The sequence below is a fragment of the Mesorhizobium sp. B1-1-6 genome, from assembly GCF_006443035.1.
Taxonomy (GTDB): domain Bacteria; phylum Pseudomonadota; class Alphaproteobacteria; order Rhizobiales; family Rhizobiaceae; genus Mesorhizobium.
This window is the reverse complement of the sequence record NZ_VFWR01000002.1, coordinates 395,081-421,137: the sequence shown is the minus strand read 5'-3', so window position 1 is coordinate 421,137 and position 26,057 is coordinate 395,081. Positions and strand designations below refer to the sequence as shown.

The following is a 26,057-nucleotide window of genomic DNA, read 5'->3' as shown; positions in this document are numbered from 1 at the left end:
CGACATGGCCGGGAGATCTCAGCTCGGCCGCTTCTTCGCCTTCTTGGGTTTCGGCGGTCCGGCGTTGTCGAATTTCGGCTTGCCCGGCTTTTTCGCCCAGGGCTTCGCGTCAGATGCGGCGGGGCGCTGGTCGCCAGCCGGCGCGCGCTTCTCGAATTTGCGCTTCGGCGCGTTCGGGTCGAACGGCGCCTTGCCGCGATGCGGTTTCTTGTCCGGACCTGGCGGCTGGTAGCCGGCGCGCGACAGGTCCGGCATGCCGTCCAGCCGTTTCACCACGATGTTACCCTGCAATTTGCGGTCGGGACCAACGGCGGCAAGGAAACGGTCGGCCCAGTCGGCGGCGATCTGCACGAAGGTCTCTTCCGGCTGCATCTTGATGGCGCCGATCTCGCGCTTGGTGATGCTGCCGGTGCGGCACAGCATCGGAATCAGCCAGCGTGGCTCGGCATTCTGCCGGCGCCCGACCGACAGCGAAAACCAGACGCTGGCGCCGAAATCGTCGCGGCGGCTGGGCGCCTCGTCGCGGCGCGCGAAGTTTTCGCCCGCCGGTCTTTCACGCGACGGCGTGAACGGCGCGACGTCCATCAGATCCTCTGGCGCCGAGCGGCTCGAGCGGCACAGCCGCACGAAGGCGGCCGTCACCTGCTCGGCGCCGTGCTTGGCGAGAAGCGCGTCGATGAAGCCGCGTTCGTCGTCCTTCACCGGTTCATCGAAGGTGGGATCGGCAAGGATGCGCTCGTCATCGCGGCGGATCACGTCGTCGGCGGATGGCGGACTTGCCCATGTCGCGGTCAGCTTTGCGCTCGCCAGCAGGCGTTCGGTTCGCCTGCGGGCGCTGTTGGGCACGATCAGCGCGCTGACGCCCTTGCGACCCGCGCGTCCGGTGCGGCCGCTTCGGTGCAGCAGCGTTTCCGGGTTGGTCGGCAGGTCGGCATGGATGACCAGCTCCAGATTGGGCAGGTCGATGCCGCGCGCCGCGACGTCGGTGGCGATGCAGACCTTGGCGCGGCCATCGCGCATCGCCTGCAGCGCGTGGCTGCGTTCGTTCTGGCTGAGCTCGCCCGAGAGCGCGACGACTGAAAAATTGCGGTTGTTGAAGCGTGCGGTGAGATGGTTGACGGCGGCACGGGTGTTGCAGAACACCAGCGCGTTTTTCGCCTCGTAGAAACGCAGCACATTGATGATGGCGTTCTCGCGATCGGCCTGGGCGACGCTGAGCGCCCGGTATTCGATGTCGAGATGCTGCTTCTCCTCGCCGGCGGCCGAGATGCGCACGGCGTCACGTTGATAGCCCTGGGCGAGGGTTGCGATGGAGCGCGGCACGGTGGCCGAAAACATCAGCGTGCGGCGCTCGGCGGGGGCGGCGTCGAGGATGAATTCCAGGTCCTCGCGAAAACCGAGATCGAGCATCTCGTCGGCTTCGTCCAGCACCACCGCCTTCAGCGCCGACATGTCGAGCGAGTTCCGCGTGATGTGGTCGCGCAGCCGACCGGGGGTGCCGACGACGATATGGGCGCCGCGCTCCAGCGCGCGCCGTTCGGTACGCATGTCCATGCCGCCGACGCAGGAGGCGACCGTGGCGCCGGTCAGCTCGTAGAGCCATTCCAGTTCGCGCGTCACCTGCAGCGCCAGCTCGCGCGTCGGCGCCACCGCCAGCGCCATCGGGGCCGCGGCATGGGCAAAGCGGTCGGCGCCGCCCAGGAGCGTCGGCGCCATGGCAAGGCCGAAGGCCACCGTCTTGCCGGAGCCGGTCTGCGCCGACACCAGCGCGTCGGCCTGGCCAAGTTCCAGGACCGCCTTCTGCACCGGCGTCAGCTCGGCATAGCCGCGTTTTTCCAGCGCCTTTGCCAGCGCAGGAACAAGTGCTTCGAAGTTGGACATCTCACTCTTTCGGAATTCAGGGCTTGCGCTCATCATGGAGCACATACAGGGCTGGCGCAGCGCCAGCCAGACGATCTCGCCCGTTCGTACTTGCTGGCGCCGCTCTTGTACAGGGCAGGCGGCACCGCCTTCCCTTCTCCCGCAAGGAGGGAAGGAAGAAACACCACTGATTGACTCCTGCCGCAAACCGCGTAAAAGCCCGCTTCGAACGGGATCGTTTTTCGATGCGCGGCCTTTTGATGGCTCTTCTTGCATTCGATGCCCCCAGCCGCAATGAGCATCATTGCGCCGGGCGTTTCGGCGCGTCCCCCCGTTCCAGCAAAGTAACGGCCAAAACCACCACCAAAACGGTGTGATTCCCTTGGCCTGACCACCCTCTCCCGGGTTCGGCCCGGGGGACGGAACCCGCACCTGGCCGGCGGGTTTTCTCCAACAACCAAGCGGAGAGGGATAGGAGATCTTTATGAGTTTCAAGGTTGCGGTAGCTGGCGCCACGGGCAATGTGGGCCGCGAAATGCTCAACATACTGGAAGAGCGCGGTTTTCCGGTCAGCGAAGTGGTGGCGCTTGCCTCGCGCCGCAGCCAGGGCACGGAAGTGTCGTTCGGCGACCGCACGCTGAAGGTCCGCGCACTCGACACCTACGACTTTTCCGACACCGACATCTGCATCATGTCGGCCGGCGGCAATGTCTCGAAGGAATGGTCACCCAAGATCGGCAAGCAGGGCTGCGTCGTCATCGACAATTCCTCGGCCTTCCGCTACGACGCCGACGTGCCGCTGATCGTCCCGGAAGTGAACCCGGATGCGATCTCGCTGTTCACCCGCAAGAACATCATCGCCAACCCGAACTGCTCGACGGCGCAGCTCGTCGTGGCGCTGAAGCCGCTGCATGACGCGGCCACCATCAAGCGCATCGTCGTGGCCACCTACCAGTCGGTGTCGGGCGCCGGCAAGGAAGGCATGGACGAGCTGTTCACGCAGACCCGCGCCGTGTTCGTCGCCGACCAGGTCGACGTCAAGAAGTTCACCAAGCGCATCGCCTTCAACGTGATCCCCCATATCGACGTTTTCCTCGATGACGGCTTCACCAAGGAAGAGTGGAAGATGGTCGCCGAGACCAAGAAGATGCTCGATCCCAAGATCAAGCTGACGGCGACCTGCGTGCGCGTGCCGGTGTTCATCGGCCATTCGGAAGCGGTCAACATCGAGTTCGAGAACCCGATCACCGCCGACGAGGCGCGCGACATCCTGCGCGAGGCGCCGGGCTGCCAGGTCTTGGACAAGCGCGAGGACGGCGGCTACATCACGCCGCTGGAATCGGCCGGCGAGGACGCCACCTTCATCTCGCGCATCCGCGAGGATTCGACCATCGACAACGGCCTGTCGATGTGGATCGTTTCCGACAATCTGCGCAAGGGCGCCGCCCTCAACGCAGTGCAGATCGCCGAACTGCTGGTCGAGCGCGGCCTGATCCAGCCGAAGAAGAAGGCAGCCTGACGGCTGTTTGGCTTTCGCTCGCGGGCCGCACCGCCGCTGCCGCGGCTGGCCCTCCGCGAGGGCGCCGGACGACCGGCGGCCCGCAGTCGCGGGCTCGGCCTTCGGCCGTTAGCTCACCTTCCCCCCGTCCTTATATGGGGAGAAGGTGCCGGCAGGCGGATGAGGGGGGCGCCGGCCTATGTCCGATTTTCCGCCGCCAGTTCCCGCAGCAACCTCATCGCTTCCTCGGCCCGGTCGACCGGCACGAACAGATGGTCATGATAGAAGGCGGAGACGGGATTGACGCCCATGCCGGCGGCGGCGAGGCGTGCGGTGATGGCGGCGAGGAAGCCGACGGCTTCCAGCGACGAATGGATGTTCAGCGTTATCATGCGGCAGCGGAAAACGGCTTCCAGCCCGGCTGCCTGCGCCTCGTCTTCGGGCAGGATCAATGTCGTGCCTTCGCATTCGCGAAACAGCATGACCGCTTCGAGTCCTTCCGGAACCGATACACCCGCCGGCAGCGTGGCGAAGACATGGATGCCGGCAATCAATTGCGGCATCATCGACGCCAGCAATGTCTTCAGATCTGTCTCTCCGGCCATCTCGCCTGCTCTTGTCTGACGGGCCACGCCCGCCGGCTCTTCATATACGCGACCGAAGCGCGCCGATAGCCACGCCGGCGCGCTGCACGGACAACCCGGCGAGAGACTGCGCCGCGGCGTGGGAACATCAACGATTTCACATGCTTGCCGGAGATCGGCATGGCCTTGGCAGGCGCGGCGAAGCGCCGGCCTTCAATGTCTAGGGATCAAATCGGCCGCCTGGGAGTTAGGAACATGGCGGCGAGGACGGCGATCCCCGTGAGAGAGGAACGACAATGAAGAAAATCATGACCATTCTGGTGCTGACGGCAGCGCTTGGCGCCTGTTCGCAGACGGAAAAAGGCGCGGCCGTCGGCGGCCTGGGCGGAGCAGCGGTCGGCGCGGCGGTGGCGGGCGATCCCGTCCAGGGCGCCGTGGTCGGCGGCGCGGTCGGTGCCGTGGCCGGCGCGCTGATCGGGCGGGCCAGCGAACCGGGCCGCTGCCGTTATCGCGACAGCCGCGGCCATGTCTATGTCGATCGTTGCCCGAGCGGCTATTGAGCGGCAGCATCCGCCCAATGAATTCGAAATAGAAAACGGCGGGCTAAGGGCCCGCCGTTTCGAAAAAGACGATCGGTGATCGATTACTCGGCCGTGGCGGGCTCCGCCTCGGCCGGCGCGGCCGCAGCCGCCGCGACGGCGGCAGCGGCGTCGTCCTGCGCCTTCTTCAGAAGCGCGGCGCGCTCCTGTGCCTTCTTGCCGGGCTCGGCCTTTTTCGGATTGGAACGGGCGTCGCGCTTGGCGAGGCCGGCCTCATCGAGGAAGCGCAGCACGCGGTCGGTCGGCTGGGCGCCGTGCGACAGCCAGTGCTTGACGCGCTCGGCGTCAACCTTGACGCGCTCGCCGTCCTTCGGCAGCAGCGGGTTCCACGAGCCGAGCGACTCGATGAAACGGCCGTCGCGCGGCGAGCGCGCGTCGGCGACGACGACGTGGTAGTAGGGACGCTTCTTCGAGCCCGCGCGGGCCAGTCTGATCTTCAGTGCCATTTCTTATCTCCTAAAAGCTCTGATTTCGTTGGTAGGGTTGCGGCTAAATCCTTGTCTTCAGCCGGTTTTCGTCACGCCGTTGGCAGCGGCGATCTGTTCGTGGTGGCGGATCACTTCGCGGACGACGAAGTTGAGGAATTTCTCCGCGAAATCCGGGTCGAGATGCGCATCGTCCGCGAGCTGGCGAAGACGGGCGATCTGCTGCTGCTCGCGCGCCGGATCGGCCGGCGGCAAGCCATGCTCGGCCTTGAGCAGGCCGACCGCCTTGGTGCAGCGGAAGCGCTCGGCCAGCATGTGGATGAGGGCGGCATCGATGTTGTCGATCGAAGCACGGTAGCCGGCCAGGATGGTGCGGGCGTCCGCCATGTCCTTTTCCTCGTTCATCGCGTCCTCACTTCTTCTTGCCGAGGCCAGGCAGGCCACCGCCGCCGAGACCGGGAAGCCCGGGAAGCTTCATGCCGCCGGGCAAGCCGGGCAGGCCACCGCCGCCGGGAAGGCCGCTGGGCAGGCCCTTCATGCCGGCGGCCTGCGCCTGCTTCTGCAAGGCTTCGAGCTGCTTGGGATCCATCTTGGAGAGGTCAGGCATGCCGCCCATGCCACCGGGCATCATGCCGCCGAGGCCCATCTTGGAGGCGAGCCCGCCCATCATGCCGCGCATCAGGCCGCCGCCTTTGCCCTTGCCGCCCATCGCCTTCATCATGTCGGCCATGCCGCGATGCATCTTCAAGAGCTTGTTGATCTCGGCCGCGTCGGTGCCGGAGCCGGCGGCGATGCGCTTCTTGCGCGAGTGCTTGAGAATGTCGGGGTTGGCGCGCTCGGCCTTGGTCATCGAGGAGATGATGGCGAGTTGGCGGCCGAACATCTTGTCGTCGAGACCGGCGGCGGCCATCTGGTCCTTCATCTTGCCCATGCCGGGCATCATGCCCATGATGCCGCCCATGCCGCCCATTTTCGACATCTGCTGAAGCTGCTGGGCGAGGTCGTTCAGGTCGAACTTGCCCGACTGCATCTTTTTGGCCATCGCCGCCGCCTGCTCGGCGTCGATGTTCTCGGCGGCTTTTTCGACAAGCGAAACGATGTCGCCCATGCCGAGAATGCGGTCGGCGATACGCTTGGGGTGAAATTCCTCCAGCCCGTCCATCTTCTCGCCGGTGCCGATCAGCTTGATCGGCTTGCCGGTGACGGCGCGCATCGAGAGCGCGGCGCCGCCACGGCCGTCGCCGTCCATGCGGGTCAGCACCAGCCCGGTGATGCCGACGCGCTCGTCGAAGCTCTTGGCAAGGTTGACGGCGTCCTGGCCGGTCAAGGAGTCGGCGACCAGCAGGATCTCGTGCGGGCCCGACACCTTCTTGATGTCGGCCATCTCGACCATCAGCGGCTCGTCGATATGGGTGCGGCCGGCAGTGTCGAGGATGACCACGTCGTGACCGCCGAGCCTGGCCGCCTGCACGGCGCGCTTGGCGATATCGACCGGGTTCTGGCCGACGACGACAGGCAGCGTCGCCACCTTGACCTGCTCGCCGAGCTGGCGCAACTGCTCCTGCGCGGCGGGGCGCCGCGTGTCGAGCGAGGCCATCAGGACCTTCTTGTTCTGACGCTCGGTGAGCCGCTTGGCGATCTTGGCCGAGGTCGTCGTCTTGCCGGAACCCTGCAGGCCGACCATCATGACGACGACGGGCGCCGGTGCGTTGAGGTCGACGGCGACGCCTTCGGCGCCGAGCATGTCGACCAGCTCGTCATGCACGATCTTGACGACCATCTGGCCGGGCTTGATCGACTTCAGCACCGCCGCGCCGACCGCCTTCTCGCGCACCTTGTCGGTGAAGGAGCGCACCACTTCCAGCGCCACGTCGGCCTCGAGCAGCGCACGGCGCACCTCGCGGAGCGCCGCCGAGACATCCGCCTCCGACAGCGCGCCGCGGCCGGTCAGGCCGTTCAGGATGGAGCCAAGGCGCTCCTGAAGTGATTCAAACATTCTGTTTCCTTTTCCCTGGCAACCTGATGGTGCCCGAGAGGTAATGCGTTCGCGCCAAGTGTCCAAGTCTCGTGGCAAGCAAAAGCCAAAACCAAAAAGCACCCGGGGGCGCACAGCGCTGCCGGGTGTTGGCCTCCAGGATCTGTTTACAGCACTTGGCCTCAAAGAGGCTTCGGCATCCTGGTCGGCTTGCTCGGAGGGATACTCGTCGCGGAATTCGGGGCTGTAGACAGGAAAACGGCCGCGGAGTCAAGACAAGGACCGTTCCGCCGGTCTCCCCGCGCAGCAATCAGGTCGCCTTCGTTCCGTCTGCAGGTTCGGCCGAGACGCTCAGCGGCGAGCGCGGGTGTAAGAGCAGCAGTATCGTCAGCAGGCTGCAGGCGATGCCGATCGTGGCGATGAGGACCGCGTCCGACGTCGCCCAGCCCGGCCCTTCGAGTGGTCTGGCGGTAAACAGGGCGAAGGAATTGTAGCTCTCCTGATGCGAGATCAGCAGGAAGCCGGTCAGATTGTTGCCGAGATGGGCGCCGAGGGCCGCGCCGAGATTGCCGGTGGCATAGACGACGAGCGTCAGAAGCAGTGCAAAAGCGGCGATCGAGACCAGCACGCAGGCGTTGATGGCGGCCGAGGCGTTCGCGCTCCAGTGCAGCGAGGTGAACAGCAGGCCCGGCAGCAGCGCCCAGACGAACGGGCTCCTGAACCGGTAGGCAAGACCGCGCAGCAGGTAACCTCGGAACAGCACCTCTTCCGATGACGTCTGCAGAAAAGTGAGCGCCAGGATCGGGATCAGGAACAGCAGCCAGGACGACAGGGCGATCGAGCCGCGCGCGATCTCGGGCTGCATCAGGTAGAGCAGGACCTCGGACACGAGCGAAGTGACCAACACCGCGACCAGTCCCTTGATGAAACCCGAGCGCGAAATGCGACGGCTGTTGCCGAGGAGCGCCGACAGCTTCTCGCCATGCACCCAGCGCATGGCGATCCACAAGCCGATCCAGATGCCGGCGAAAGACGCGAGCGCGGTGAGAATGCCGATTGGCGACGCAAGGAAACCCTGCATGCCGCCGGCGGGCGCAGCCGCGCCTTGCGCTGTCCGCCAGGCGAAAAAGGCATAGGTGCCGCCCAGCAGCACGACCCCCGTCGACGCGGCCCAGAACAGGACGACGATCCCGGTCCCGAGAAGCAGGCGCGGCAGGGTCGTCTTTTCGTTGGCTGTGTTTCGATAGTGCTCGAAGGCGGCAGGGTCCGATATCACGCTCTCTCGCAAGCTGGTGCTTCGCGTCGCATGATCTATGGGATCGGGCGGTTCTGCGCAATCATTCCTATTCGATACGCCCCGCCAGCCTTCGGCGCATTCGCGCCGCCCTCGCCTGCCTGCCGGCAGGCGAAAGGCATGCTCCGATGATTAACCCCGTGTCCTATCCGCCTCAGCGGACCACATAGACGATGCGCCGCGTCTGCGGGTCGATCAGCGCCGGCTGGCCGTTCACATAGACGTAGCGGTAGTCGTAATCGGGGATCTCGCGCAGTTCGACACTCTCGGGCAAAACGGCCCCGGTGACCACCTCGCCCTCAAGATAGACAGGGTCGACGCGATGCGTGTCGACATAGGTCCTGACTTCGGCGGGAGGCTGCGGGATGGCGTCCTCGACCGGCTCGCCGGCGATGATCGAGCCGGTGTAGTCGGTGGAATAGCCCTCGGGCGGCGACACGACGGCGACGCTGGAGCCGAGCGGACGTCGCGTCAACACGACCCGGTTGCCGCCGAAATCAGCCGTCACATAGTCCGAATAGACCCAGCCCTGGCCACCGGCTTCGGCGATGGTGCACCATTTGCTGTTTTCGATACAGCCATTGAGCGTCGCCGACTGGCCGGCGGCGAGCACGCCGATGACAGGATATTGCGGGCCCGGGCCAGCGCGGACATTGAGATCGGTGATTGCGGAGACGGGGGTGTCGGCCATGGCGGCGCCCGAGAAGAGCGTGAGCATTCCGGCGACCGCGGGAAACAATACGGATTTCATGGTTTCTCTCCGTTTCATGGTCCCTCGGCAGCGAAAACGGGGGAGCGGCGCATGCGTTCCAGCTAAAATGTTGAAGCCAACTCACGATTTGTTCCCGTTTCTTGCGGCAGGCCGGTCAGAAGGTCGTGAACGAAGGCCAGTTTGCGCGCCGCGACATCCGAGATGACGAAGGGGTAAAGGTCGGGCAGACCCATGCAGCGATTGATGGAATTGGAGGCTTCCGACAGCACCAGCCAGCGCGACAGGATCTTTTCGAACGGTTCGGGAGCGGGTGTCGGTTCGGACGGCGCTGGTTGCAGCCTGCCCCCGGTGTCGCCCTGGGGCAATTCGTTGGCTTCCACCGTCTCCAGCCGGCCGAGCGGGAAGTTCAGCGCATGGACCATTTCCAGCGTGTCGGTGATGTGCAGGTGGTGGGCCCAGCTTTCGGCCCAGTCCTCCCAGGGATGGGAGGTGGCGTAGGACGAGATGTGGCGTTGCTGCCAGTCGGGTGGGGCACCATTGGCATAGTGGTTCTTCAATGCCTGCTCGTAGCCGGTGCGCTCGTCGCCGAACAGCGCGCGGAAGGCGTCAAGCCTTTGCGGATTGTCGCGGATCAGCCGGTCCCAGTAGTAGTGGCCGAGCTCGTGGCGGAAATGGCCGAGCAAGGTGCGATAGGCCTCGCCCATCTCAACGCGCCGCCTTTCGCGCTCGGCGGAGTCGGCTTCGGCGACGTTGAGGGTGATCAGGCCATTGTCGTGGCCGGTCAGGATGCGCTCGCCGCCCGGGCCGCCGCCGATCGGATCGGCAAGGAAGTCGAAGGCAAGGCCGGCCTCGTCGGCGGGGTTCTGCTTGGGCGCCACCGGCAGTCCGAAAGCCAGCAGCGAATAGACCGCGCGCTTCTTCGCGGCCTCGACCCGTATCCAGCGGCGGCGGTTGCCGTCGACGGAGAGGTCCGGGATCAGCTGGTTGAGCGCGCAGGCGCGGCAGAAGGGCTGTCCCGGCTCGGCCATCCAGTTGCAGGCGCATTCGTCGGCGTTGGCGCATGGGGAGCCGCCGTCGGCACCGGACAGGGCAAAGCAGGCGCGCTGCGGATCATAGAGCACGGCACTGGAGCAGTTCAGGCACCGGGCGTTCTCGAAATAGAGACGATGGCCGCAATGAGGACAGTCGAAGAGTTTCATCTCGGTCTCGGACCAGGGAACAGGGGAAGGCGCGTCGTGCAAAACGCCGGCCGACAGACGTCGTTCCCGACTGTGACGTCATTGAGCAACATGGCGCAAGGATCGTCAGGCCATGGGTGGTTCTTGCCACAATATTTGCTTGATCGTAGGCAAATTCCCTTCCATTGGCCAGCTTGCGCGCGCGACAGTGACAAGTGCGCGTTTCACTGGCAAATTCCGGCCGGGACGTGATTCAGGCAACCAGGAGAGAACAACATGGCATTTCTTGCCAAAGGTAAGATGTTTGCAGCGGCCACTGTGGTGGCGATGCTTGCGCTGGCGACGGGCGCACAGGCGGCGGCCAGCTGTGGCAAGACCGGAGCCGGCTTCGATGCCTGGAAGCAGGACTTCGCAGCGGAGGCCAGGGCCGAGGGCGTGGGTTCGAGAGGACTGGCGGCCCTGGCCGGCGCGACCTACGCGACCAGGACCATTTCCGCGGACCGCGCCATCCACAAGGCTTTCAGCGGCTCGGTGGAAGCCTTCATGAAGCGCCGCGGCGGGGCGGCGATCATTTCCAAGGGCCGGGCGCTGAAGAAATCGAATGCGGCGCTGTTCGACAAGATCGAACGGACCTACGGCGTCTCGCCGGGCGTGCTGCTTGCCATCTGGGGCATGGAGACGGGCTTCGGCGCCTCTATGGGCAACCAGAACACGGTGTCCGCCATTTTGACGCTTGCCTATGACTGCCGCCGTCCGGATTACTTTCAGCCGCATGCCATTGCGGCGCTGAAGCTGGTCGATCGCGGAACGTTGACCGCCTCGTCGGTCGGGGCCATGCATGGCGAGATCGGCCACACGCAGTTCCTGCCCGGAAATGTCCTGAAATATGGAGTGGGCAGCGGAAACCTGCGCGACAAGAGCACCGCGCTGGCTTCCACGGCCAACTTCCTCAAGGCGCATGGTTGGCAGGCCGGCGCGAGCGCTCAGTCGAATATGGGTGCAATTGCCGGCTGGAACTCCGCGAGTGTCTATCAACAGGCCATCGCCCGTATCGCCACGGCGATCGATGGCGAGTAATCGTTAGGGCAGTTCACCGTTTCACGGAGACGGCGAACCGCTCTATGTCTTTGTTTTTGCGCAATTCCCAAGGGAAAGCGCTACGCGCTTTTCCCGGGAAAACGGACACACTTTTCCTGGAATTGCTTTTCAGCAGAAAGCCCGGCCGCGTTGCCGGGTTTCCTGTTCGCTGACCGGTAAAGCGGTCAGTCCCGGCGGTTGCGCGCCGCCAAGGTCCGCAGCCTCAGCGCATTGAGGCGGATGAAGCCGGCGGCGTCCTTCTGGTCATAGGCGCCGCGGTCGTCCTCGAAGGTCACCAGCGCGTCGGAATAGAGCGTCTTCTTCGACTTGCGGCCGGTAACGATGACATTGCCCTTGTAGAGCTTCAGACGCACCGTACCTTCGACATCCTCCTGGCTCTTGTCGATCATCGTCTGCAGCATCAGCCGCTCGGGCGCGAACCAGAAGCCGTTGTAGATGAGTTCGGCGTAGCGCGGCATGAACTCGTCCTTGAGGTGGGCAGCTCCCCTGTCGAGCGTGATCGATTCGATGGCTCGGTGGGCAGCGATAAGGATGGTGCCGCCGGGGGTCTCGTAGACGCCGCGCGACTTCATGCCGACGAAGCGGTTCTCGACGAGGTCGAGCCGGCCGATGCCGTTGTCGCGGCCGAGATCGTTGAGGGCGGCGAGCATGGTTGCCGGCGACAGCTTCTTGCCGTCGAGCGCGACCGGATCGCCCTTCAGGAACTCGATCTCGATCTCGGTGACCTTGTCCGGCGCGTCCATGGGCGAGACGGTGCGCTGATGGACGAATTCCGGCGGCTCGCTCCACGGGTCCTCAAGCACCTTGCCCTCGGAAGAGGAATGCAGGAGATTGGCGTCGACCGAGAACGGCGCGTCACCCTTCTTGTCCTTCGGCACCGGAATCTGGTGCTGCTCGGCGAAGTTGATGAGGTCGGTGCGCGACTTGAACGACCAGTCGCGCCAGGGCGCGATGACCTTGATATCGGGATTGAGCGCATAGGCCGAAAGCTCGAAGCGCACCTGGTCATTGCCCTTGCCGGTGGCGCCGTGGGCGATCGCGTCGGCGCCGGTCTCCTTTGCGATCTCGACGAGGTGTTTCGAGATCAGCGGCCGGGCGATCGAGGTGCCGAGCAGATAGGTCCCTTCGTAGACGGCGTTGGCGCGGAACATCGGGAAGACGAAGTCGGCAACGAATTCCTCGCGCACGTCGACGATGCGGATGTCCTTGATGCCCATCATCTCGGCCTTGCGGCGCGCCGGCTCCAATTCGCCGCCTTGGCCGAGGTCGGCGGTGAAGGTGACGACCTCGGCGCCGAGCTCGGTCTGCAGCCATTTCAGGATGATTGATGTGTCGAGGCCGCCGGAATAGGCGAGCACGACCTTCTTGACGTCTTTTGTTTTCGACATTTGCTGTTTCCGCGACAAGAGTTCTCGGCCGGCGAGGTATCACGCCGTTTCCGGTCACCGCAAGGGATGAACGGGGCAAGGCGCGGAGAAACAGGCATACGGGACAGCTGGATCATCCTTTCCGTCGCACAGCCGCTGGCAACGGCAGGCCCCGTTCATTATAGCTGCGTATCGAAAGTCAACGGGCCTACCATGTCCTTCATTCCCGACACCGCAACGCTGATCCAGTTCGCCATCGCCACGTTCATCCTGGCGATCACGCCCGGACCGGACATGACGCTGTTCGTCTCGCGCACACTGAGCCAGGGCCGCGCCGCCGGCTTCGCCTCGATGGCGGGGGCGCTGTGCGGCACGCTGATCCACACCACCTTGGTGGTGGTCGGTGTCTCGGCGCTGATCGTCGCCTCGCCGATGGCCTTCTTCGTGCTGAAGATCTTCGGCGCCGGCTATCTCGTCTTCCTGGCCTGGCAGGCGATCACCAAGGGTTCGGCCTTCTCGCCGGAGAAGAAGACGGGCCCGCAAATCTCGCTGTTCCGGAGCTGGATGGTGGGGCTGGGCGTCAACCTGCTCAACCCGAAGATCATCCTGTTCTTCATGACCTTCCTGCCGCAATTCGTCTCCGCGCATGATCCGCACGCGCCGGGAAAGCTGTTCTTCCTCGGCGCCATGTTCGTCGTGCTCTCGACCCCGGTGACAACCCCGATGGTGCTGGCGGCGGAGAAATTCTCGGCGGCGATGAAGGCCAGCCCGCGCGTGACGCGGGTGGTCGACTATCTCTTCGCCGGCGTGTTTTCCGCGTTCGCGCTCAAAATCCTGACTGCCCAGGCGAAGTAGGATTTTGCTGTTCGCTGCTGATCTCTTCCGAACCGGAGGTCAGCAAAGCTCCCTGCTTACGTGGGCGCTCGGTTCGAGGTCAGGGTTCGGCTTTCCACCAGGTTCCGGCCCAGCGCCCGGCGCTGAGCCAATAGAAGATGCCGCCGACCATGCCGCCGCCGATGACGGCGGCCATGGCGCGCGGCTCGGTGACGGCGAATGGCGTGTCGCCCATCTGGTCGGCGAAGCCGACGAAGACGGCGGCGACGATCGCACCGGCCAGCGCATAGAACAGCCAATCGCGCCGGCCGAGAATCTCGGCGATCAGAATCACGAGGGCCGCCGGCATGAAGGCGAAATAGGCGGCAAACAGCGCGACGAAGGGGATCGAGAAATAGAGCGAGGCGGTCGCCGCCGGCTCCGCATGCGCCGGCGTGTAGCCGAGGGAGGCCAGGAACAGGACATTGAGGAACGCGCTGGCCGCCAGCGCGGCGACGGCATAGCCGAACAGGATGACGGCAAGGCGCACGATATAGGCGACGAGACGGGTCATTGCGAATCCCGGCGTAAGGGATGGCCGGACTTGCGCCCGGCCAGAAACCAGTAGACCGAACCGGCGGCAATGCCGGCGGTGGCCAGGAACCCGAGAAAGCCCGGGTTGAAAACAAACCCTCCGGCCGAGCCCGGGACAAGAACCCCGAATGCGATGGACGTGATCGCGCCCGTGGCCGCGAAGTAGAACCAGCCCCGAAGCGACAAGCGTTCGGCCATGAAGATCGCGGGGCCGACGATCAACAGCGCGCAGACCGCCACCGTCGCTACCGCGAGCGGGAAGGAAACCAGCCAGTCGAATGCGAAAACGATGGACCAGTTGCCATATTCGAGCCCTTCCAGAAGAGCGATCAGCAGCACAGGCACCAGGATCGAGGTCAGCACGGCGGCGATATAGCCGACTGCTATGAAGACGAAGCGCTTGAGCCCGGCGACGAGACGCCTCACGCCTCGCCGTGCCCCGCGATCATCATGGCTTCCAGCGCCAGCCGGTCGACTTTGCGCATGCGCTCCGATTCCGATTTGAGCTGGCCGCAGGCGGCGAGGATGTCGCGGCCGCGCGGCGTGCGGATCGGCGAGGCATAGCCGGCGTTATTTATGTAGTCGGCGAATTTCTCGATCGTCTCCCAGTCCGAGCACTGGTAGTTGGTGCCGGGCCAGGGGTTGAACGGGATCAGGTTGATCTTGGCCGGAATGCCCCTGAGCAGCTTGACCAGCGCCTTGGCGTCGTCGAGGGAATCGTTGACGTCCTTCAGCATCACATATTCGAAGGTGATGCGCCTGGCGTTCGACAGGCCGGGATAGGCGCGGCAGGCGGCGATCAGCTCCTTGAGCGGATATTTCTTGTTGATCGGCACCAGAAGGTCGCGCAGATCGTCATTGGTGGCGTGCAGCGAGATGGCGAGCATGACGCCGATCTCCTCGCCGGTGCGGAAAATCTCCGGCACCACGCCTGAGGTCGACAGGGTAATGCGGCGCTTCGACAGCGAAAGGCCGTCGCCGTCGGAAGCAATCAGCAGCGCCTTCTTGACCGCCTCGAAATTGTAGAGCGGCTCGCCCATACCCATCATGACGATGTTGGACACTTTGCGGCCCTCGGCCGGCACGATGGCGCCGTCGGGCGTGTCGCGGTCGGGGAAATCGCCGAGCCGGTCGCGCGCGGTGAGCAACTGGGCGAGGATTTCCTCGGCAGTCAGGTTGCGCACCAGCTTCTGCGTGCCCGTGTGGCAGAAGGAGCAGGTCAGCGTGCAGCCGACCTGCGAGGAGATGCAGAGCGTGCCGCGGCCTTCCTCGGGGATGTAGACAGTCTCGATCTCGACCGGGCGACCGGCGCCGCGCGGCGGGAAGCGGAACAGCCATTTGCGCGTGCCGTCGGCGGAGACCTGCTCCTCGACGATCTCGGGCCGCGCCACGGTGAAATGCCTGTCGAGTTCGGCGCGCAGATCCTTGGAAATGTTGAACATGCCGGCGAAATCGGAGACGCCGCGCACATACATCCAGTGCCAGAGCTGCTGTGCACGCATTTTTGCCTGGCGCTCCGGCACGATGCCGGACGCGACGAGCGCCTCGCCCAGTTCGGCGCGCGTCAGGCCGATCAGCGACGGCTTTTCCGGCTGTATCGCGCGGGCGCGCAACGCGTCGCGGGCGCCTTCGGCGGTGAGGTCGAATGAAAGGGTCATGGTTGCACTGATATAAGCGGTTTGCGGCCGATTTCATCCATCGGCCCGATATGAAGCGCGGCCCATAGCACAGCTTGGCGGCGGAGTCATGCGATGGCGAGGCGATCCGTGCGCCGACCGATTGACAGATGCGCCGGCCGGTCAGACCTGCGGTCCCTGCTTTTCGCCCGAAAACGGATCACTTGATCGTGTTGAAGTAACGGTTCTCACCGCGCGTTCGAACCCTGAATGGGGCAACCATGCCCCGACAAATGGGAGTATGCACGATGAACTTTATCAAGCTCGCCGTCATTGCCAGTTTCGTCGGCCTTTCCGCCTCGCAGGCATTTGCCGAAGACGCGATGGGCACAATGACCATGATGAAGGCAGGGCAAGTCACGGCAATCATGCCGGACGGGCATATGGGCACCATGACGCCGGACGCGAAAATGAGTGCCGAGATGATGAAGATGGCAAAGCCGATCAAGCACTGCATGATGATGATGACCGACGCCAAGGGCAAAGCCTTCATGATCGACACGTCGACCAAGAAGGCTCAGGCGGAATGCGAAAAAATGGCCATGTGAGGCCTGCCGTCGATCGATATTCCCGCCGGCTCGAAGGTCGGCGGGAGCCCATCCGAGCCTTGTTCCCGCAGACCACTCAGCACACGCAGGTCGAGATATCCACCTGTCGATGTTGAGGGTGTCTCATGATCAATGCGGAGACGACGATCATTGCGCCGAACCGGCATAACTCATGGTTCCTTGTTCATGGTGCCAAACCGCAGCCATGGACTTTTGCTCCACGTCCGTCTTCCATTTCACGTTTGATGCGAACGCTTGATCGAGGCCATGCCTGTGTTAGGGCTGGGGCTCCGTCGAGAGGACACACATGAACGGTACAGTGCGAAAATACCCCTTGCTGCGGCGTTCGCGCGCGATGTGGGGCTCTCGCCGGGTGTGGCAGCCGCGGCTGGTGTTCTGGGCCGGCGCGATCTGCATCGGCGTGATCAGCGTGCTGTTCGCGGTGCTCGCCGACAAGGCGCAGGCGCTGTTCCATGCCATGACCGGCGATGACGGCGGCTGGCGTTTCTATCTGCCGCTGGCGATCACGCCGCTCGGCTTCGTGCTGTGTGCCTGGCTGGCGCAAGCCTTCTTCCCGGGCTCGCAAGGCAGCGGCATTCCGCAGGCGATCGCGGCGCGGCATCTGCGCGACGACGACGACCGTGGCCACATCCTGTCGCTGAAGCTGGTCGCGGGCAAGATCGCGCTCACCCTGGTCGGCCTGTTCTGCGGCGCTTCGATCGGCCGTGAGGGACCGACCGTGCAGGTCGGCGCGTCGTTGATGCTGCAGGCGGCACGCTGGGGCGGCATGGCGCAGGCGCGCGGCCTGATCCTGGCCGGCTCGGCCGCCGGCATCGCGGCCGCCTTCAACACGCCGCTGGCCGGCATCGTCTTCGCCATCGAGGAAATGGGCCGCACCTACGAAGCGCGGACCAACGGGCTGGTGCTGACGGCGGTGATCCTGGCCGGCATCGCCTCGCTCGGCCTGCTTGGCAACTACACCTATTTCGGTGTCTCGAAGGAGACGATCTCGTTTGCCGCCGAGTGGCCGCTTGTGATTGCCTGCGGCGTCATCGGCGGCGGCCTCGGCGCGCTGTTCTCGCTCCTGGCGCTGAAGGCGACGCGCCGGATCCGGCGCTGGAACACGGGGCAGCCCTTGCGGCGCGTCCTGCTGGTCGCCGCCATCTGTGGGCTCGGCGTCGCGGCGATCGGCATCGCCTCGGGCGGCCTGACCTTCGGCACCGGCTACGCGCAGGCGCGCGGCGCCGTTGAAGGCACGCCGCTGCCCTGGTTCTTCTTCGCCGAGAAGTTCCTTGCCGGGCTGCTGTCGATGGTCTCGGGCATTCCGGGCGGCATCTTTGCGCCTTCGCTTTCGGTCGGCGCCGGCATCGGCAGCTCGCTCGGCCTCGTCTTCGGCGCCAGCACGGGTGCGGCCGCGTTGCTCGGCATGGCCGGTTATTTCGCCGGCGTCGTGCAGGCGCCGATGACGGCCTTCGTCATCATCCTGGAGATGACCGGCAATCACGACAATGTCATCGCGCTGATGCTGGCCTCGATGCTGGGCTACGGCACGGCGCGCATGATCTCGCGCGAGCCGCTCTATCATGCGCTGTCGCGCGTCTTCATCGCGGAAGCGATCCGCCGGCGCAGGGCGGAGGCGGCGCCGGAACCAGGTCCGGCGTGAAAAACAAAGGCCGGACCCAGCGGTCCGGCCTCTCTGTTCAAAGCGAAATTTCGACTATTTGCAGTTGGCGATCGACGACAGCGCCGCCGAGATGCCTTTCAGCGAGAAGACGTAGGAGGTGGTGTTGCCGCGGCCGGACTTGGCCTGCACCTTCATGTCGGTGCCGGATTTCATGGCGGCGATCAGCACCGGCTCCTCGGCGGCGTTCTCGACCCAGGCCGACTTGCCGCGCGTGAACATCGAAAACGTCTTCTTGTCGATTGTGACGGTGGCCTTGGAGTTTTCCTGGAAAGTGTAGCCGGCGATGAATTGCGGCTCGTAGGATACCTGCTGGCCGGGCCGCTGGCTGACGAAGAAGAACATGTCGCCATGGTCGAGCGTCGGCGGCTGCTTGTCGGTCGGCACGGTGAGGACATAGCAGACCTTGCCGCCCGATGCCTGGTAGCTGTAGGTGCCCCAGGCATTGTGCTGGCCGATCTTGGTCGCCTGCTGCGCCATCGCCGGCGCTGCGAAGGCCACCAGGACCAGGCTCGAAACTGTAGCAATCAATCCGCGCATCGTTTTTCCCGTATTCCAAATGGTGCGGAGGCGGGCCGCGTGGCGTCCTGCCGTCGCTTCATTTTGATTTAATCTGGGTTACCAAACGGTGAATTACCTCTGAGAAAAGGACGCTCACCCCAGGAAACCGCCGCCGTCTTCGCGCCGCCGCCTTTCAAGCGGCTGGCGCGATGTCCCTTCGGCGACTTGGAGGGCATGAAAGCGGCAAGAGTTTGACTTTTCCACAAGCCCCCTGAACGCTGGTGTCCAGCGCGCGCGAAGGCCGGTTCCAGGGCTCAGCCCTTGTCCGATATGGCGTCCTTGGCGGCCTGCCGGTGCGCCGGCGTGATATGGGCGCTGACGGCGGTGATCGCGGCGGTGAGCACGGCGATATCGTCGGTGAAGCCGAGGCCGAGGATGAAGTCGGGGACCATATCCACCGGCAGGACGAAATAACCGAGTGCCGCCACCAGGATGCCTTTTGCGCGCAGCGGCGTGTTCTTGTCCATGGCGCAGTAATAGGCCGCGACGACATCTTCCATGAACGGGATCTGCCGCGCGGCCTTCTTGGCCGTGCGCCAGAATTTCTCGCGCACCTCGCCCTCACCGCCCAGCCTGTCGCCAAAGCCGAAGAAATCAAAACCGGATTTTTGCGCCATCAATTTCTCCTTGCGGGCTCATGCGCTTGCCTGCGCATGGCCGCGGGGCAAAATGTGGTGAAACCCGACGCTTGCTGCAAGAGCTTGGGAGATCGCTGGCCTGAAAATCGGATCAATCTTTACCGTGCTGTCCTGCGGATCAGGTGATGTCGGCCTAGCGGACACTCCACTGGCAGTCGTCCTCCCTTGGAGTTCGGCGGCAAACGCACCTCCCGTCGTCATTCTAGGGCGAAGCAAGGAGCGAAGCGACGCGGCGCAGACCCTAGAATCCATGCCGCGACTCAAGAGCGACGCAGCGGTGCTGAATTCTGCTCGACTGCACCCCTTAGTCAACGTCGCGGCATGGATCCTCGGGTCTGCGCGTCCGCTTCGCTCCCGCTCCGCCCGTGGCTGACGAAGCCGGGGTTGCCGCACCTATGAATTACCCTAGCCAGCAAAGCGGTCCATTTTCTTCGCCAACTCGATGTCAAGCGCCGTGACTCCGCCGGCATCGTGCGTGTTCAGCGTCACGTCGACGGTTTTGTAGACATTCGACCAGTCGGGATGATGGTCCATCTTCTCGGCCGCAAGCGCGACGCGGGTCATGAAGGCGAAGGCTTCGGAGAAATTCCTGAAGGTGAACGTCCGTTTGATGGAAGCGCCATCCGCAGCCAGCGACCAGCCTTCGAGGTCTGTCAGCGCCGCGACGATGGCTTCCTTGCCAAGTTTCTCTCTCGTCATGTCCGGTTCCTGTGCTATTTCGAAGATGACTTTCACCATAGCGCCGGATCGATGAGCACGAAGCCCATAAAATCCATTCTGTTCGTCTGCCTGGGCAACATCTGCCGTTCGCCGCTGGCGGAAGGCGTGCTTCGTTCCGTGCTGACGGAACGTGGACTGGGCCGGGACATAGTGCTCGATTCAGCCGCAACCAGCGACTGGGAGGCGGGCTCCGCCCCCGATCGGCGTTCGATCGCCATCGCGTCGCGCCACGGCATCGACATATCGGAACTGCGGGCACGCAAGATCGCGCCCGAGGATTTCTCGCGTTTCGACCTGATCTTCGGCATGGACAGGTCGAACGTCGCCGACCTGAAGACGCTGGCGCCCGCCGGCGTGCGCGACCGCATCCACCTGTTCCTGGAATTTGCGCAGGGAAAGGCGCGAGACGTGCCGGATCCCTATCACGACGGCGAGGAAGCCTTCGCCGAGGTCTACCGCATGATCCGCGAAGCGTCGGAGGCGCTGGCGACGCGGCTTGCCGCGCGCGTATCGGCGCCCGACAGCGGCCAGGCTTCCTCGACGATGTAGGGGCCGCCGCCGACCGAATCGCGCGACGACATCAAGACGAACCGGCTGATGCGGAACGGCAATGTCGAAAAATTGCCGCGCGCCGAAAGATATTGGGCGACGTCCAGCGGGCTCGAATTGCGCAGGCGGGCCAGTGTGACATGCGGCATGAACTTGCGCGGATCGGCCGGAATGCCGAGCCGCTGGCAGATGCGCTCGATTTCAGCCTGAAGCGCCGAGAGATCCGGCGAGGCAGAGACCCCGGCCCATACGGCATGGGGTTTCCTCTGGCCGAAAGCGCCGACGCCCGCCAGCGTCAGCGGGAAGGAGGGGCGGTGGACGCGGTCGAGCGCGTTGGCGATCTCGTCGGCGACATGGCCTTCGACATCGCCGATGAAGCGCAGCGTCAGATGATAGTTCTCGACGTCGATCCAGCGGGCCCCGGGCAGGCCGCCCCTGAGCAGGGACAGCGAAAGGGCGGCGTCACGCGGAATTTCGAGGGCGGTGAAAAGACGCGGCATGAAGAGCCTCCCTTCCTCGAATCGAACTGTGCCCCCAGCGAATCATCGATAATCAAGCGGGGCAAGAGGTTTGTTGGTCACAGGTCTCGTCAAAAAGATTTCCCCAACGGAAAGGGCCTATCCCGTCTTACGATCCTCCCGGCGCCGCCGCGATGGCCTTCTCGACCGCAGGCAGGATGCGCTCGACCATCTGGGCGACCCCCTTGGCGTTCGGATGCAAGCCATCCTCAAGCTGCAGGGCGGACTGGCCGGCTACGCCGTCGAGAAAGAACGGGTACAAGGTAACGCCGTATTTTGCAGCCAGTTCCGGGAAGATGACGTCGAAGGCGTTCTGATAGTCGGCGCCGAGATTGGGCGCTGCGCGCATGCCGGCCAGCAGAACGGCGATCTTGCGCTCTTTCAACTTGGCCAGCATCGTATCCAGGTTCTTGCGGGTGATGTCGGGCGAAACGCCGCGCAGCATGTCGTTGGCGCCGAGTTCGAGGATGACAAGCTGCGTGCCGTCCGGCACCGACCAGTCGAGCCGCGCCAGCCCGCCGCTGGAGGTGTCGCCGGAAACGCCGGCATTGGCGACGGTTACATCCCTGCCCCTGGCGCGCAGCGCCGCCTGCAGCCTGTCGGTAAAACCCTCGTCGGGTCCGAGGCCGTAGCCGGCCATCAGGCTATCACCGAAACCGACGATCTTGAAAGGCTCGGCGCGTGCCGACGAGATGGCGCCGCAAATGGCGAGGAAAACGATCAGGCCTGCGGCAATTCTGCGTTGGAAAGACATGCGGCAGGTCCCATATGACAGAGAATTCTTCCGGCGACGGCCCGCAGGCGGAGCCCTCATCTCCATATAGGACGCTTTCATTTTGACAGAAGCCGTCATCGAGCTGAAAGACGTATCGCTGACATTGGGCGAAGGCGCCTCGTCCGTCCATGTGCTGAAGGGCGTCAGCCTCGATGTGGCGCGCGGCGAGGCGACCGGCATCGTTGGACCGTCGGGGTCGGGCAAGTCGACGCTGCTCATGGTTCTCGCAGGTCTGGAAAGGGTCGATTCGGGCACGGTACGAATCGCCGGCGAGCTGCTCAACGGCAAGAGCGAGGATCAGATCGCATCGTTTCGGGGGCGAAACATCGGCATCGTGTTCCAGTCCTTCCATCTCATCCCCAATATGACGGCGCTCGAAAATGTCGCCGTGCCGCTGGAGCTGGCCGGTCATGCCGATCCGTTCTCGGTGGCGGAACGCGAGCTGGCGGCCGTCGGTCTGAGCGACCGCGTGACGCACTATCCCGGCGAACTTTCGGGCGGCGAGCAGCAGCGCGTCGCGATCGCCCGGGCGCTTGCGCCATCGCCGCGCATCCTCATCGCCGACGAGCCGACCGGCAATCTCGACCAGGCGACCGGTAGGCAGGTCGCCGACCTTTTGTTCGCCAAGGCGGCCGAGCGCGGCATGACGCTGGTGCTGGTCACGCATGATCCGGCGCTCGCGGCGCGCTGTTCGCGCCAGGTCTCTATGCGCTCCGGCAGGATCGAGACACCGGCGCCGACCAAGGCCATCGCCTGATGTCACCGGCGCGGACGTTAAAACTCGCCGTCCGCTTCTCCTTGCGCGAGATGCGCGGCGGCCTGTCCGGTTTCCTGATCTTCCTTGCCTGCATCGCGCTCGGCGTCGCGGCGATCGGCGGCGTGAATTCCGTGGCCCGTTCGATCAGTGCCGGCGTCGCCAACCAGGGCCAGACGCTGCTTGGCGGCGATCTGCGCTTCCAGCTTAACCAGCGCGACGCAAGCGAAGCCGAACGCGGCTTCCTCGATGGGCTGGGCACGGTGTCGAGAACCGTCAGCATGCGTTCGATGGCGCGGCTTGCCGACGGCTCCGATCAGGCACTGGTCGAGGCCAAGGCCGTCGACGAGGCCTATCCGCTTTACGGTGCCCTGGAAACCGAGCCGGCGCTGACGAAGCAGGAACTGTTTGGCGAACAGTTCGGTGTTTTCGGCGCGGCCGCGCCCGACCTGCTGTTCGAGCGGCTGCATGTGAAGCTCGGCGATCGGCTGAAGCTCGGAACCGCCACCTTCGAACTGCGCGCCAGGCTGGTCACCGAGCCCGATGCCGTGTCCGAAGGTTTCGGTTTCGCGCCGCGCCTGATGATCTCGACCGAGGGCCTGGTCGCGACAGGGCTGGTTCAGCCGGGCAGCCTCGTCGAGAATTCCTACAAGATCCGGCTGGCCGCCGACGCCGACGAGGCGCGGCTCAAGGCCATCCAGGACGAGGCTGCCAAGGATTTCCCGGAGTCCGGCTGGTCGATCCGCACGCGCAGCAATGCGGCCCCGGCGCTCTCTTCCAACATCGAACGCTTTTCGCAATTCCTGACTTTGGTCGGGCTGACGGCGCTGGTGGTCGGCGGCGTCGGCGTCGCCAACGCGGTGCGCGCCTATCTCGACGGCAAGCGCGGCGTCATCGCCACCTTCAAGAGCCTGGGCGCATCGGGCGGCTTCGTCTTTGCCGTTTACCTCGTGCAGATCCTGATGATCGCGGCCCTCGGCATCGCCGCAGGTCTGGTGCTCGGCGCACTGATGCCCTTTGCCGCGAGCGCCGCGCTTCAGTCGGTCGTTCCGGTGCCGGCGCAAGGCGGCTTTTATCCCGGCGCTCTCGGCATGGCAGCGCTGTTCGGGCTGCTGGTGACGCTGGCCTTCGCGCTGCTGCCACTCGGTCGCGCCCGCGATGTGCCGGCGACCGCGCTGTTCCGCGAGATGGGACTGGAAGGCCGCGGTTTTCCACGCGCTATCTATGTCGTTTCGGCGCTCGGCATCGCAGTGCTTCTTGCAGCGCTCGCCATCCTGTTTTCGGGCGACCAGCGCATCGCTTCGATCTTCGTCGGGGCCACCATCTTCGCCTTCCTGGTGCTGCGCCTGGTCGGTGCGCTGGTGCAATGGGCGGCAAGGAAGAGCCCGCGCGTGCGCTTCGTGGCGCTCAGGCTCGCCGTCGGCAACATCCATCGGCCAGGCGCGCTGACGCCGTCGGTGGTGCTGTCGCTGGGCCTTGGCCTGACGCTGCTGGTGACGCTGGCGCTGATCGACGGCAATCTGCGGCGGCAGATCTCCGGCAGCCTGCCGGAGCGGGCGCCGAACTTCTTCTTCGTCGATATCCAGAGCAGCGATGTCGACGGCTTCTCCAGTCTGATCAGCAAGGAGGCCCCGCAGGGGACGCTTGCCAAGGTGCCAATGCTGCGCGGCCGGGTGATGGCGCTGAACGGCGTTGCCGTCGACAAGGTCAAGGTACCGGCGGAGGGCGCTTGGGTGCTGCGCGGCGATCGCGGCCTGACCTATGAGGCCAAGCAGCCGGACAACGCGACGCTGACCGAGGGCAGCTGGTGGCCGGCCGATTATACCGGCGAGCCGCTCGTCTCGTTTTCCGACAAGGAAGGCAAGGAAATCGGGCTGAAGCTCGGCGATACCGTCACCGTCAACGTGCTCGGCCGCAATGTCACGGCCAGGATTGCCAATTTCCGCCAGGTCGAATGGGAGACGATGGGCATCAACTTCGTCATGGTGTTCTCGCCCAACACATTTGCCGGCGCGCCGCATGGCTGGGTGGCGACGCTGACCGAAAAGAGCGCCACCGCGGCTGATGACGCCCGCATCCTCAATGCCGTCACCCGCGCCTTCCCGGCAGTCACTACGGTCCGCGTCAAGGACGCGCTCGACATCGTCAACCGTCTGGTCGGACAGCTCGGCGCGGCGATCAGGGCGGCGGCCGGCGTGGCACTGATCGCGTCGGTGCTGGTGCTGGCCGGTGCGCTCGCCGCCGGCAACCGGGCGCGCATCCATGACGCGGTGGTGCTGAAGACGCTCGGTGCGACGCGGCTGACGCTGATATCGGCCTTCTCGCTCGAATACATGCTGATCGGCCTCGCCACGGCGGTCTTCGCGCTCGCCGCCGGCAGTGCCGCCGCATGGTTCGTCGTCGCCCGCATCATGACATTGCCGTCGCATTTCATGCCGGAAGTGGCGGTGGCGACCATTCTCTTTGCGCTGGTCATCACCGTCGGCATCGGTCTCGCCGGCACCTGGCGGGTGCTCGGCCACAAAGCAGCGCCCGTGCTGCGAAACCTCTGAGTCCGCATCGGTTCCACCCCGCCGACGGCCGGCATTTGGTTAAATCGACGTAATGTTTCGCGGCCAAAGGGCTGGAAAACCGCGCCATGCGTGCCTCACGAAGCATTACACCCGGTTACGGTCTTGTTCTTGACGCGAATAACCATCATATTTCGCCGCAGGCATGCTGGAGTCCCGCCAGCGGCGCCTGGGTCCGGGTGGACCCGACACCGGACGGGGCAGAAGCAATAGAGGACCACAATGGCTGAACCCATTCGCAACTATCAGACGCGCGCCGTGCCCGGCGCCGCCGTCGACATCGATCAGGGCCTGCGCGCCTATATGATCAAGGTCTACAATTTGATGGGGCTTGGTCTCCTCATCACTGGTCTTGCCGCCGTCGGCACGATCATGCTGGCCACAACCACCGATCCGGCCTCGGCTGTCGCGACGCTGCCGAGCGGCGAGATGCTGACCTCGTTCGGCTACGCGATCTTCGGCTCGCCGCTGCGCTGGCTGGTGATGCTGGCCCCGCTGGCCGCCGTTCTGTTCCTGTCGTTCCGCGTCCAGTCGATGAGCGTGTCGGCGGCGCAGACGACGTTCTGGGTCTATGCGGGCCTAGTCGGCCTGTCGCTGTCGTCGATCTTCCTGGTCTACACCACCGCCAGCATCTCGCAGACCTTCTTCGCCACCGCCGCGGCCTTCGGCGCGCTGTCGCTGTTCGGCTACACGACCAAGCGCGACCTGACGGCGATGGGCTCGTTCCTGATCATGGGCGTGTTCGGCATCATCATCGCGATGGTGATCAACATCTTCCTGCAGTCGTCGGCGCTGTCCTTCGCCGTCTCGGCGATCGGCGTGCTGGTCTTCGCCGGCCTCACCGCCTACGACACGCAGAAGATCAAGGAGATGTATTTCGAGGGCGACGCTTCCGACGTTGCCGGCCGCAAGGCCATCATGGGAGCGCTGACGCTCTATCTCGACTTCATCAACCTGTTCATGTTCCTGCTCCAGTTCATGGGCGACCGCCGCTAAGGGCTGGTCCGCGTCATGGTCTGACTGGACCATCGGGTTTGGAGGGGCGGCCCAACGGCCGCCCTTTTCTTTTG

The 26,057-nt window shown here is 64.7% G+C and carries 27 protein-coding genes; 10 read left to right on the top strand and 17 right to left on the bottom strand.

Features of this window, described 5'->3' with window-relative positions:
* Positions 1-18 precede the first annotated feature (18 nt).
* A complete protein-coding gene (locus FJ979_RS05740) occupies positions 19-1,881 on the bottom strand; it encodes a DEAD/DEAH box helicase (RefSeq protein ID WP_140580221.1) in 1,863 nt (620 codons plus the stop codon).
* Positions 1,882-2,344: 463 nt separating this feature from the next.
* Between FJ979_RS05740 and FJ979_RS05730 the strand changes: the two genes are divergently transcribed.
* Positions 2,345-3,379, top strand: a complete 1,035-nt coding sequence (locus FJ979_RS05730) for an aspartate-semialdehyde dehydrogenase (protein ID WP_140580220.1) — start codon at positions 2,345-2,347, stop codon at positions 3,377-3,379.
* Between the two features lie 176 nt (positions 3,380-3,555).
* On the opposite strand, the gene FJ979_RS05725 is transcribed toward FJ979_RS05730, so the two are convergent.
* Positions 3,556-3,963, bottom strand: a complete 408-nt coding sequence (locus tag FJ979_RS05725) for an ACT domain-containing protein (RefSeq protein ID WP_140524566.1) — start codon at positions 3,961-3,963, stop codon at positions 3,556-3,558.
* 275 nt (positions 3,964-4,238) lie between these two features.
* On the opposite strand from FJ979_RS05725, the gene FJ979_RS05720 reads away from it, so the two are divergent.
* The gene (locus FJ979_RS05720) at positions 4,239-4,502 is read left to right on the top strand and encodes a glycine zipper domain-containing protein (RefSeq protein WP_140492153.1); all 264 of its coding nucleotides are present in this window, start codon (positions 4,239-4,241) and stop codon (positions 4,500-4,502) included.
* Between the two features lie 83 nt (positions 4,503-4,585).
* Here FJ979_RS05720 and rpsP read toward each other — a convergent pair whose 3' ends face one another.
* The 6 genes from rpsP to FJ979_RS05690 all read right to left on the bottom strand — a co-directional run bounded on the left by rpsP (position 4,586) and on the right by FJ979_RS05690 (position 10,146).
* Positions 4,586-4,987 carry a 30S ribosomal protein S16 gene (rpsP, locus tag FJ979_RS05715; RefSeq protein WP_140492156.1) on the bottom strand — a complete coding sequence of 134 codons (402 nt, stop codon included), beginning with the start codon at positions 4,985-4,987 and terminating at the stop codon, positions 4,586-4,588.
* A 57-nt stretch (positions 4,988-5,044) separates the two neighbouring features.
* Positions 5,045-5,371 (bottom strand): chorismate mutase, encoded by a 327-nt coding sequence (locus tag FJ979_RS05710; protein WP_140492160.1) that lies wholly within the window; start codon positions 5,369-5,371, stop codon positions 5,045-5,047.
* A gap of 7 nt (positions 5,372-5,378) precedes the next feature.
* Positions 5,379-6,962 (bottom strand): signal recognition particle protein, encoded by a 1,584-nt coding sequence (gene ffh / locus FJ979_RS05705; RefSeq protein WP_140514036.1) that lies wholly within the window; start codon positions 6,960-6,962, stop codon positions 5,379-5,381.
* A gap of 289 nt (positions 6,963-7,251) precedes the next feature.
* Positions 7,252-8,217 carry a type II CAAX endopeptidase family protein gene (locus tag FJ979_RS05700; RefSeq protein WP_140580219.1) on the bottom strand — a complete coding sequence of 322 codons (966 nt, stop codon included), beginning with the start codon at positions 8,215-8,217 and terminating at the stop codon, positions 7,252-7,254.
* 172 nt (positions 8,218-8,389) lie between these two features.
* Positions 8,390-8,986 carry a DUF1236 domain-containing protein gene (locus FJ979_RS05695; RefSeq protein WP_140559212.1) on the bottom strand — a complete coding sequence of 199 codons (597 nt, stop codon included), beginning with the start codon at positions 8,984-8,986 and terminating at the stop codon, positions 8,390-8,392.
* Between the two features lie 62 nt (positions 8,987-9,048).
* Complete coding sequence (locus FJ979_RS05690; RefSeq protein ID WP_140580218.1) at positions 9,049-10,146, bottom strand: putative zinc-binding metallopeptidase; 1,098 nt, start codon at positions 10,144-10,146, stop codon at positions 9,049-9,051.
* Positions 10,147-10,401: 255 nt separating this feature from the next.
* Between FJ979_RS05690 and FJ979_RS05685 the strand changes: the two genes are divergently transcribed.
* Positions 10,402-11,202 carry a lytic transglycosylase domain-containing protein gene (locus FJ979_RS05685; protein WP_140559214.1) on the top strand — a complete coding sequence of 267 codons (801 nt, stop codon included), beginning with the start codon at positions 10,402-10,404 and terminating at the stop codon, positions 11,200-11,202.
* Between the two features lie 185 nt (positions 11,203-11,387).
* On the opposite strand, the gene FJ979_RS05680 is transcribed toward FJ979_RS05685, so the two are convergent.
* Entirely contained in the window at positions 11,388-12,611 is a 1,224-nt protein-coding gene (locus tag FJ979_RS05680; protein ID WP_140492178.1) for an argininosuccinate synthase, read from the bottom strand.
* A 192-nt stretch (positions 12,612-12,803) separates the two neighbouring features.
* Here FJ979_RS05680 and FJ979_RS05675 point away from each other — a divergent pair, with 192 nt between their 5' ends.
* Positions 12,804-13,445, top strand: a complete 642-nt coding sequence (locus FJ979_RS05675; RefSeq protein WP_140550602.1) for a LysE family translocator — start codon at positions 12,804-12,806, stop codon at positions 13,443-13,445.
* Between the two features lie 79 nt (positions 13,446-13,524).
* Here the strand turns inward: FJ979_RS05675 and FJ979_RS05670 are convergent, their stop codons facing one another.
* From FJ979_RS05670 to rlmN, 3 genes are read right to left on the bottom strand one after another with little or no spacing between them, the layout of a single operon-like run.
* Positions 13,525-13,977, bottom strand: a complete 453-nt coding sequence (locus FJ979_RS05670; RefSeq protein ID WP_140580217.1) for a hypothetical protein — start codon at positions 13,975-13,977, stop codon at positions 13,525-13,527.
* On the bottom strand, positions 13,974-14,423 hold the full coding sequence (locus FJ979_RS05665; RefSeq protein ID WP_140580216.1) for a hypothetical protein: 450 nt from the start codon (positions 14,421-14,423) through the stop codon (positions 13,974-13,976). The genes FJ979_RS05670 and FJ979_RS05665 overlap by 4 nt, the downstream gene beginning before the upstream one ends.
* Positions 14,420-15,655, bottom strand: coding sequence for a 23S rRNA (adenine(2503)-C(2))-methyltransferase RlmN (gene rlmN, locus FJ979_RS05660; protein ID WP_140580215.1), 1,236 nt, complete (start codon positions 15,653-15,655; stop codon positions 14,420-14,422). Before rlmN ends, FJ979_RS05665 begins: the two co-directional genes overlap by 4 nt.
* A 266-nt stretch (positions 15,656-15,921) precedes the next feature.
* On the opposite strand from rlmN, the gene FJ979_RS05655 reads away from it, so the two are divergent.
* On the top strand, positions 15,922-16,221 hold the full coding sequence (locus tag FJ979_RS05655) for a hypothetical protein (RefSeq protein ID WP_140580214.1): 300 nt from the start codon (positions 15,922-15,924) through the stop codon (positions 16,219-16,221).
* A 307-nt stretch (positions 16,222-16,528) separates the two neighbouring features.
* Positions 16,529-17,884: a chloride channel protein gene (locus FJ979_RS05650; RefSeq protein ID WP_140492196.1), complete on the top strand. Its 1,356-nt coding sequence runs from the start codon at positions 16,529-16,531 to the stop codon at positions 17,882-17,884.
* Positions 17,885-17,938: 54 nt separating this feature from the next.
* On the opposite strand, the gene FJ979_RS05645 is transcribed toward FJ979_RS05650, so the two are convergent.
* The 3 genes from FJ979_RS05645 to FJ979_RS05635 form a co-directional block, all read right to left on the bottom strand.
* Positions 17,939-18,442 carry an invasion associated locus B family protein gene (locus FJ979_RS05645; protein WP_140492199.1) on the bottom strand — a complete coding sequence of 168 codons (504 nt, stop codon included), beginning with the start codon at positions 18,440-18,442 and terminating at the stop codon, positions 17,939-17,941.
* Positions 18,443-18,717: 275 nt separating this feature from the next.
* Positions 18,718-19,080, bottom strand: coding sequence for a YkvA family protein (locus FJ979_RS05640; protein WP_140492202.1), 363 nt, complete (start codon positions 19,078-19,080; stop codon positions 18,718-18,720).
* Positions 19,081-19,506: 426 nt separating this feature from the next.
* Positions 19,507-19,800, bottom strand: coding sequence for a 4a-hydroxytetrahydrobiopterin dehydratase (locus FJ979_RS05635; protein ID WP_140554789.1), 294 nt, complete (start codon positions 19,798-19,800; stop codon positions 19,507-19,509).
* 51 nt (positions 19,801-19,851) lie between these two features.
* Between FJ979_RS05635 and FJ979_RS05630 the strand changes: the two genes are divergently transcribed.
* A complete protein-coding gene (locus FJ979_RS05630; protein WP_140492208.1) occupies positions 19,852-20,370 on the top strand; it encodes a low molecular weight protein-tyrosine-phosphatase in 519 nt (172 codons plus the stop codon).
* On the opposite strand, the gene thpR is transcribed toward FJ979_RS05630, so the two are convergent.
* Positions 20,274-20,870, bottom strand: coding sequence for an RNA 2',3'-cyclic phosphodiesterase (thpR, locus tag FJ979_RS05625; protein WP_140559221.1), 597 nt, complete (start codon positions 20,868-20,870; stop codon positions 20,274-20,276). The two genes, FJ979_RS05630 and thpR, sit on opposite strands and share 97 nt — an antisense overlap.
* A 127-nt stretch (positions 20,871-20,997) precedes the next feature.
* Positions 20,998-21,642, bottom strand: a complete 645-nt coding sequence (locus tag FJ979_RS05620) for an arylesterase (RefSeq protein ID WP_140580213.1) — start codon at positions 21,640-21,642, stop codon at positions 20,998-21,000.
* Between the two features lie 82 nt (positions 21,643-21,724).
* Between FJ979_RS05620 and FJ979_RS05615 the strand changes: the two genes are divergently transcribed.
* The 3 genes from FJ979_RS05615 to FJ979_RS05605 all read left to right on the top strand — a co-directional run bounded on the left by FJ979_RS05615 (position 21,725) and on the right by FJ979_RS05605 (position 25,983).
* Entirely contained in the window at positions 21,725-22,420 is a 696-nt protein-coding gene (locus tag FJ979_RS05615; RefSeq protein WP_140580212.1) for an ABC transporter ATP-binding protein, read from the top strand.
* Positions 22,420-24,969, top strand: a complete 2,550-nt coding sequence (locus FJ979_RS05610) for an ABC transporter permease (RefSeq protein WP_140580211.1) — start codon at positions 22,420-22,422, stop codon at positions 24,967-24,969. Before FJ979_RS05615 ends, FJ979_RS05610 begins: the two co-directional genes overlap by 1 nt.
* 240 nt (positions 24,970-25,209) lie before the next feature.
* Positions 25,210-25,983: a Bax inhibitor-1/YccA family protein gene (locus FJ979_RS05605; protein WP_140492223.1), complete on the top strand. Its 774-nt coding sequence runs from the start codon at positions 25,210-25,212 to the stop codon at positions 25,981-25,983.
* Positions 25,984-26,057: the final 74 nt, after the last annotated feature.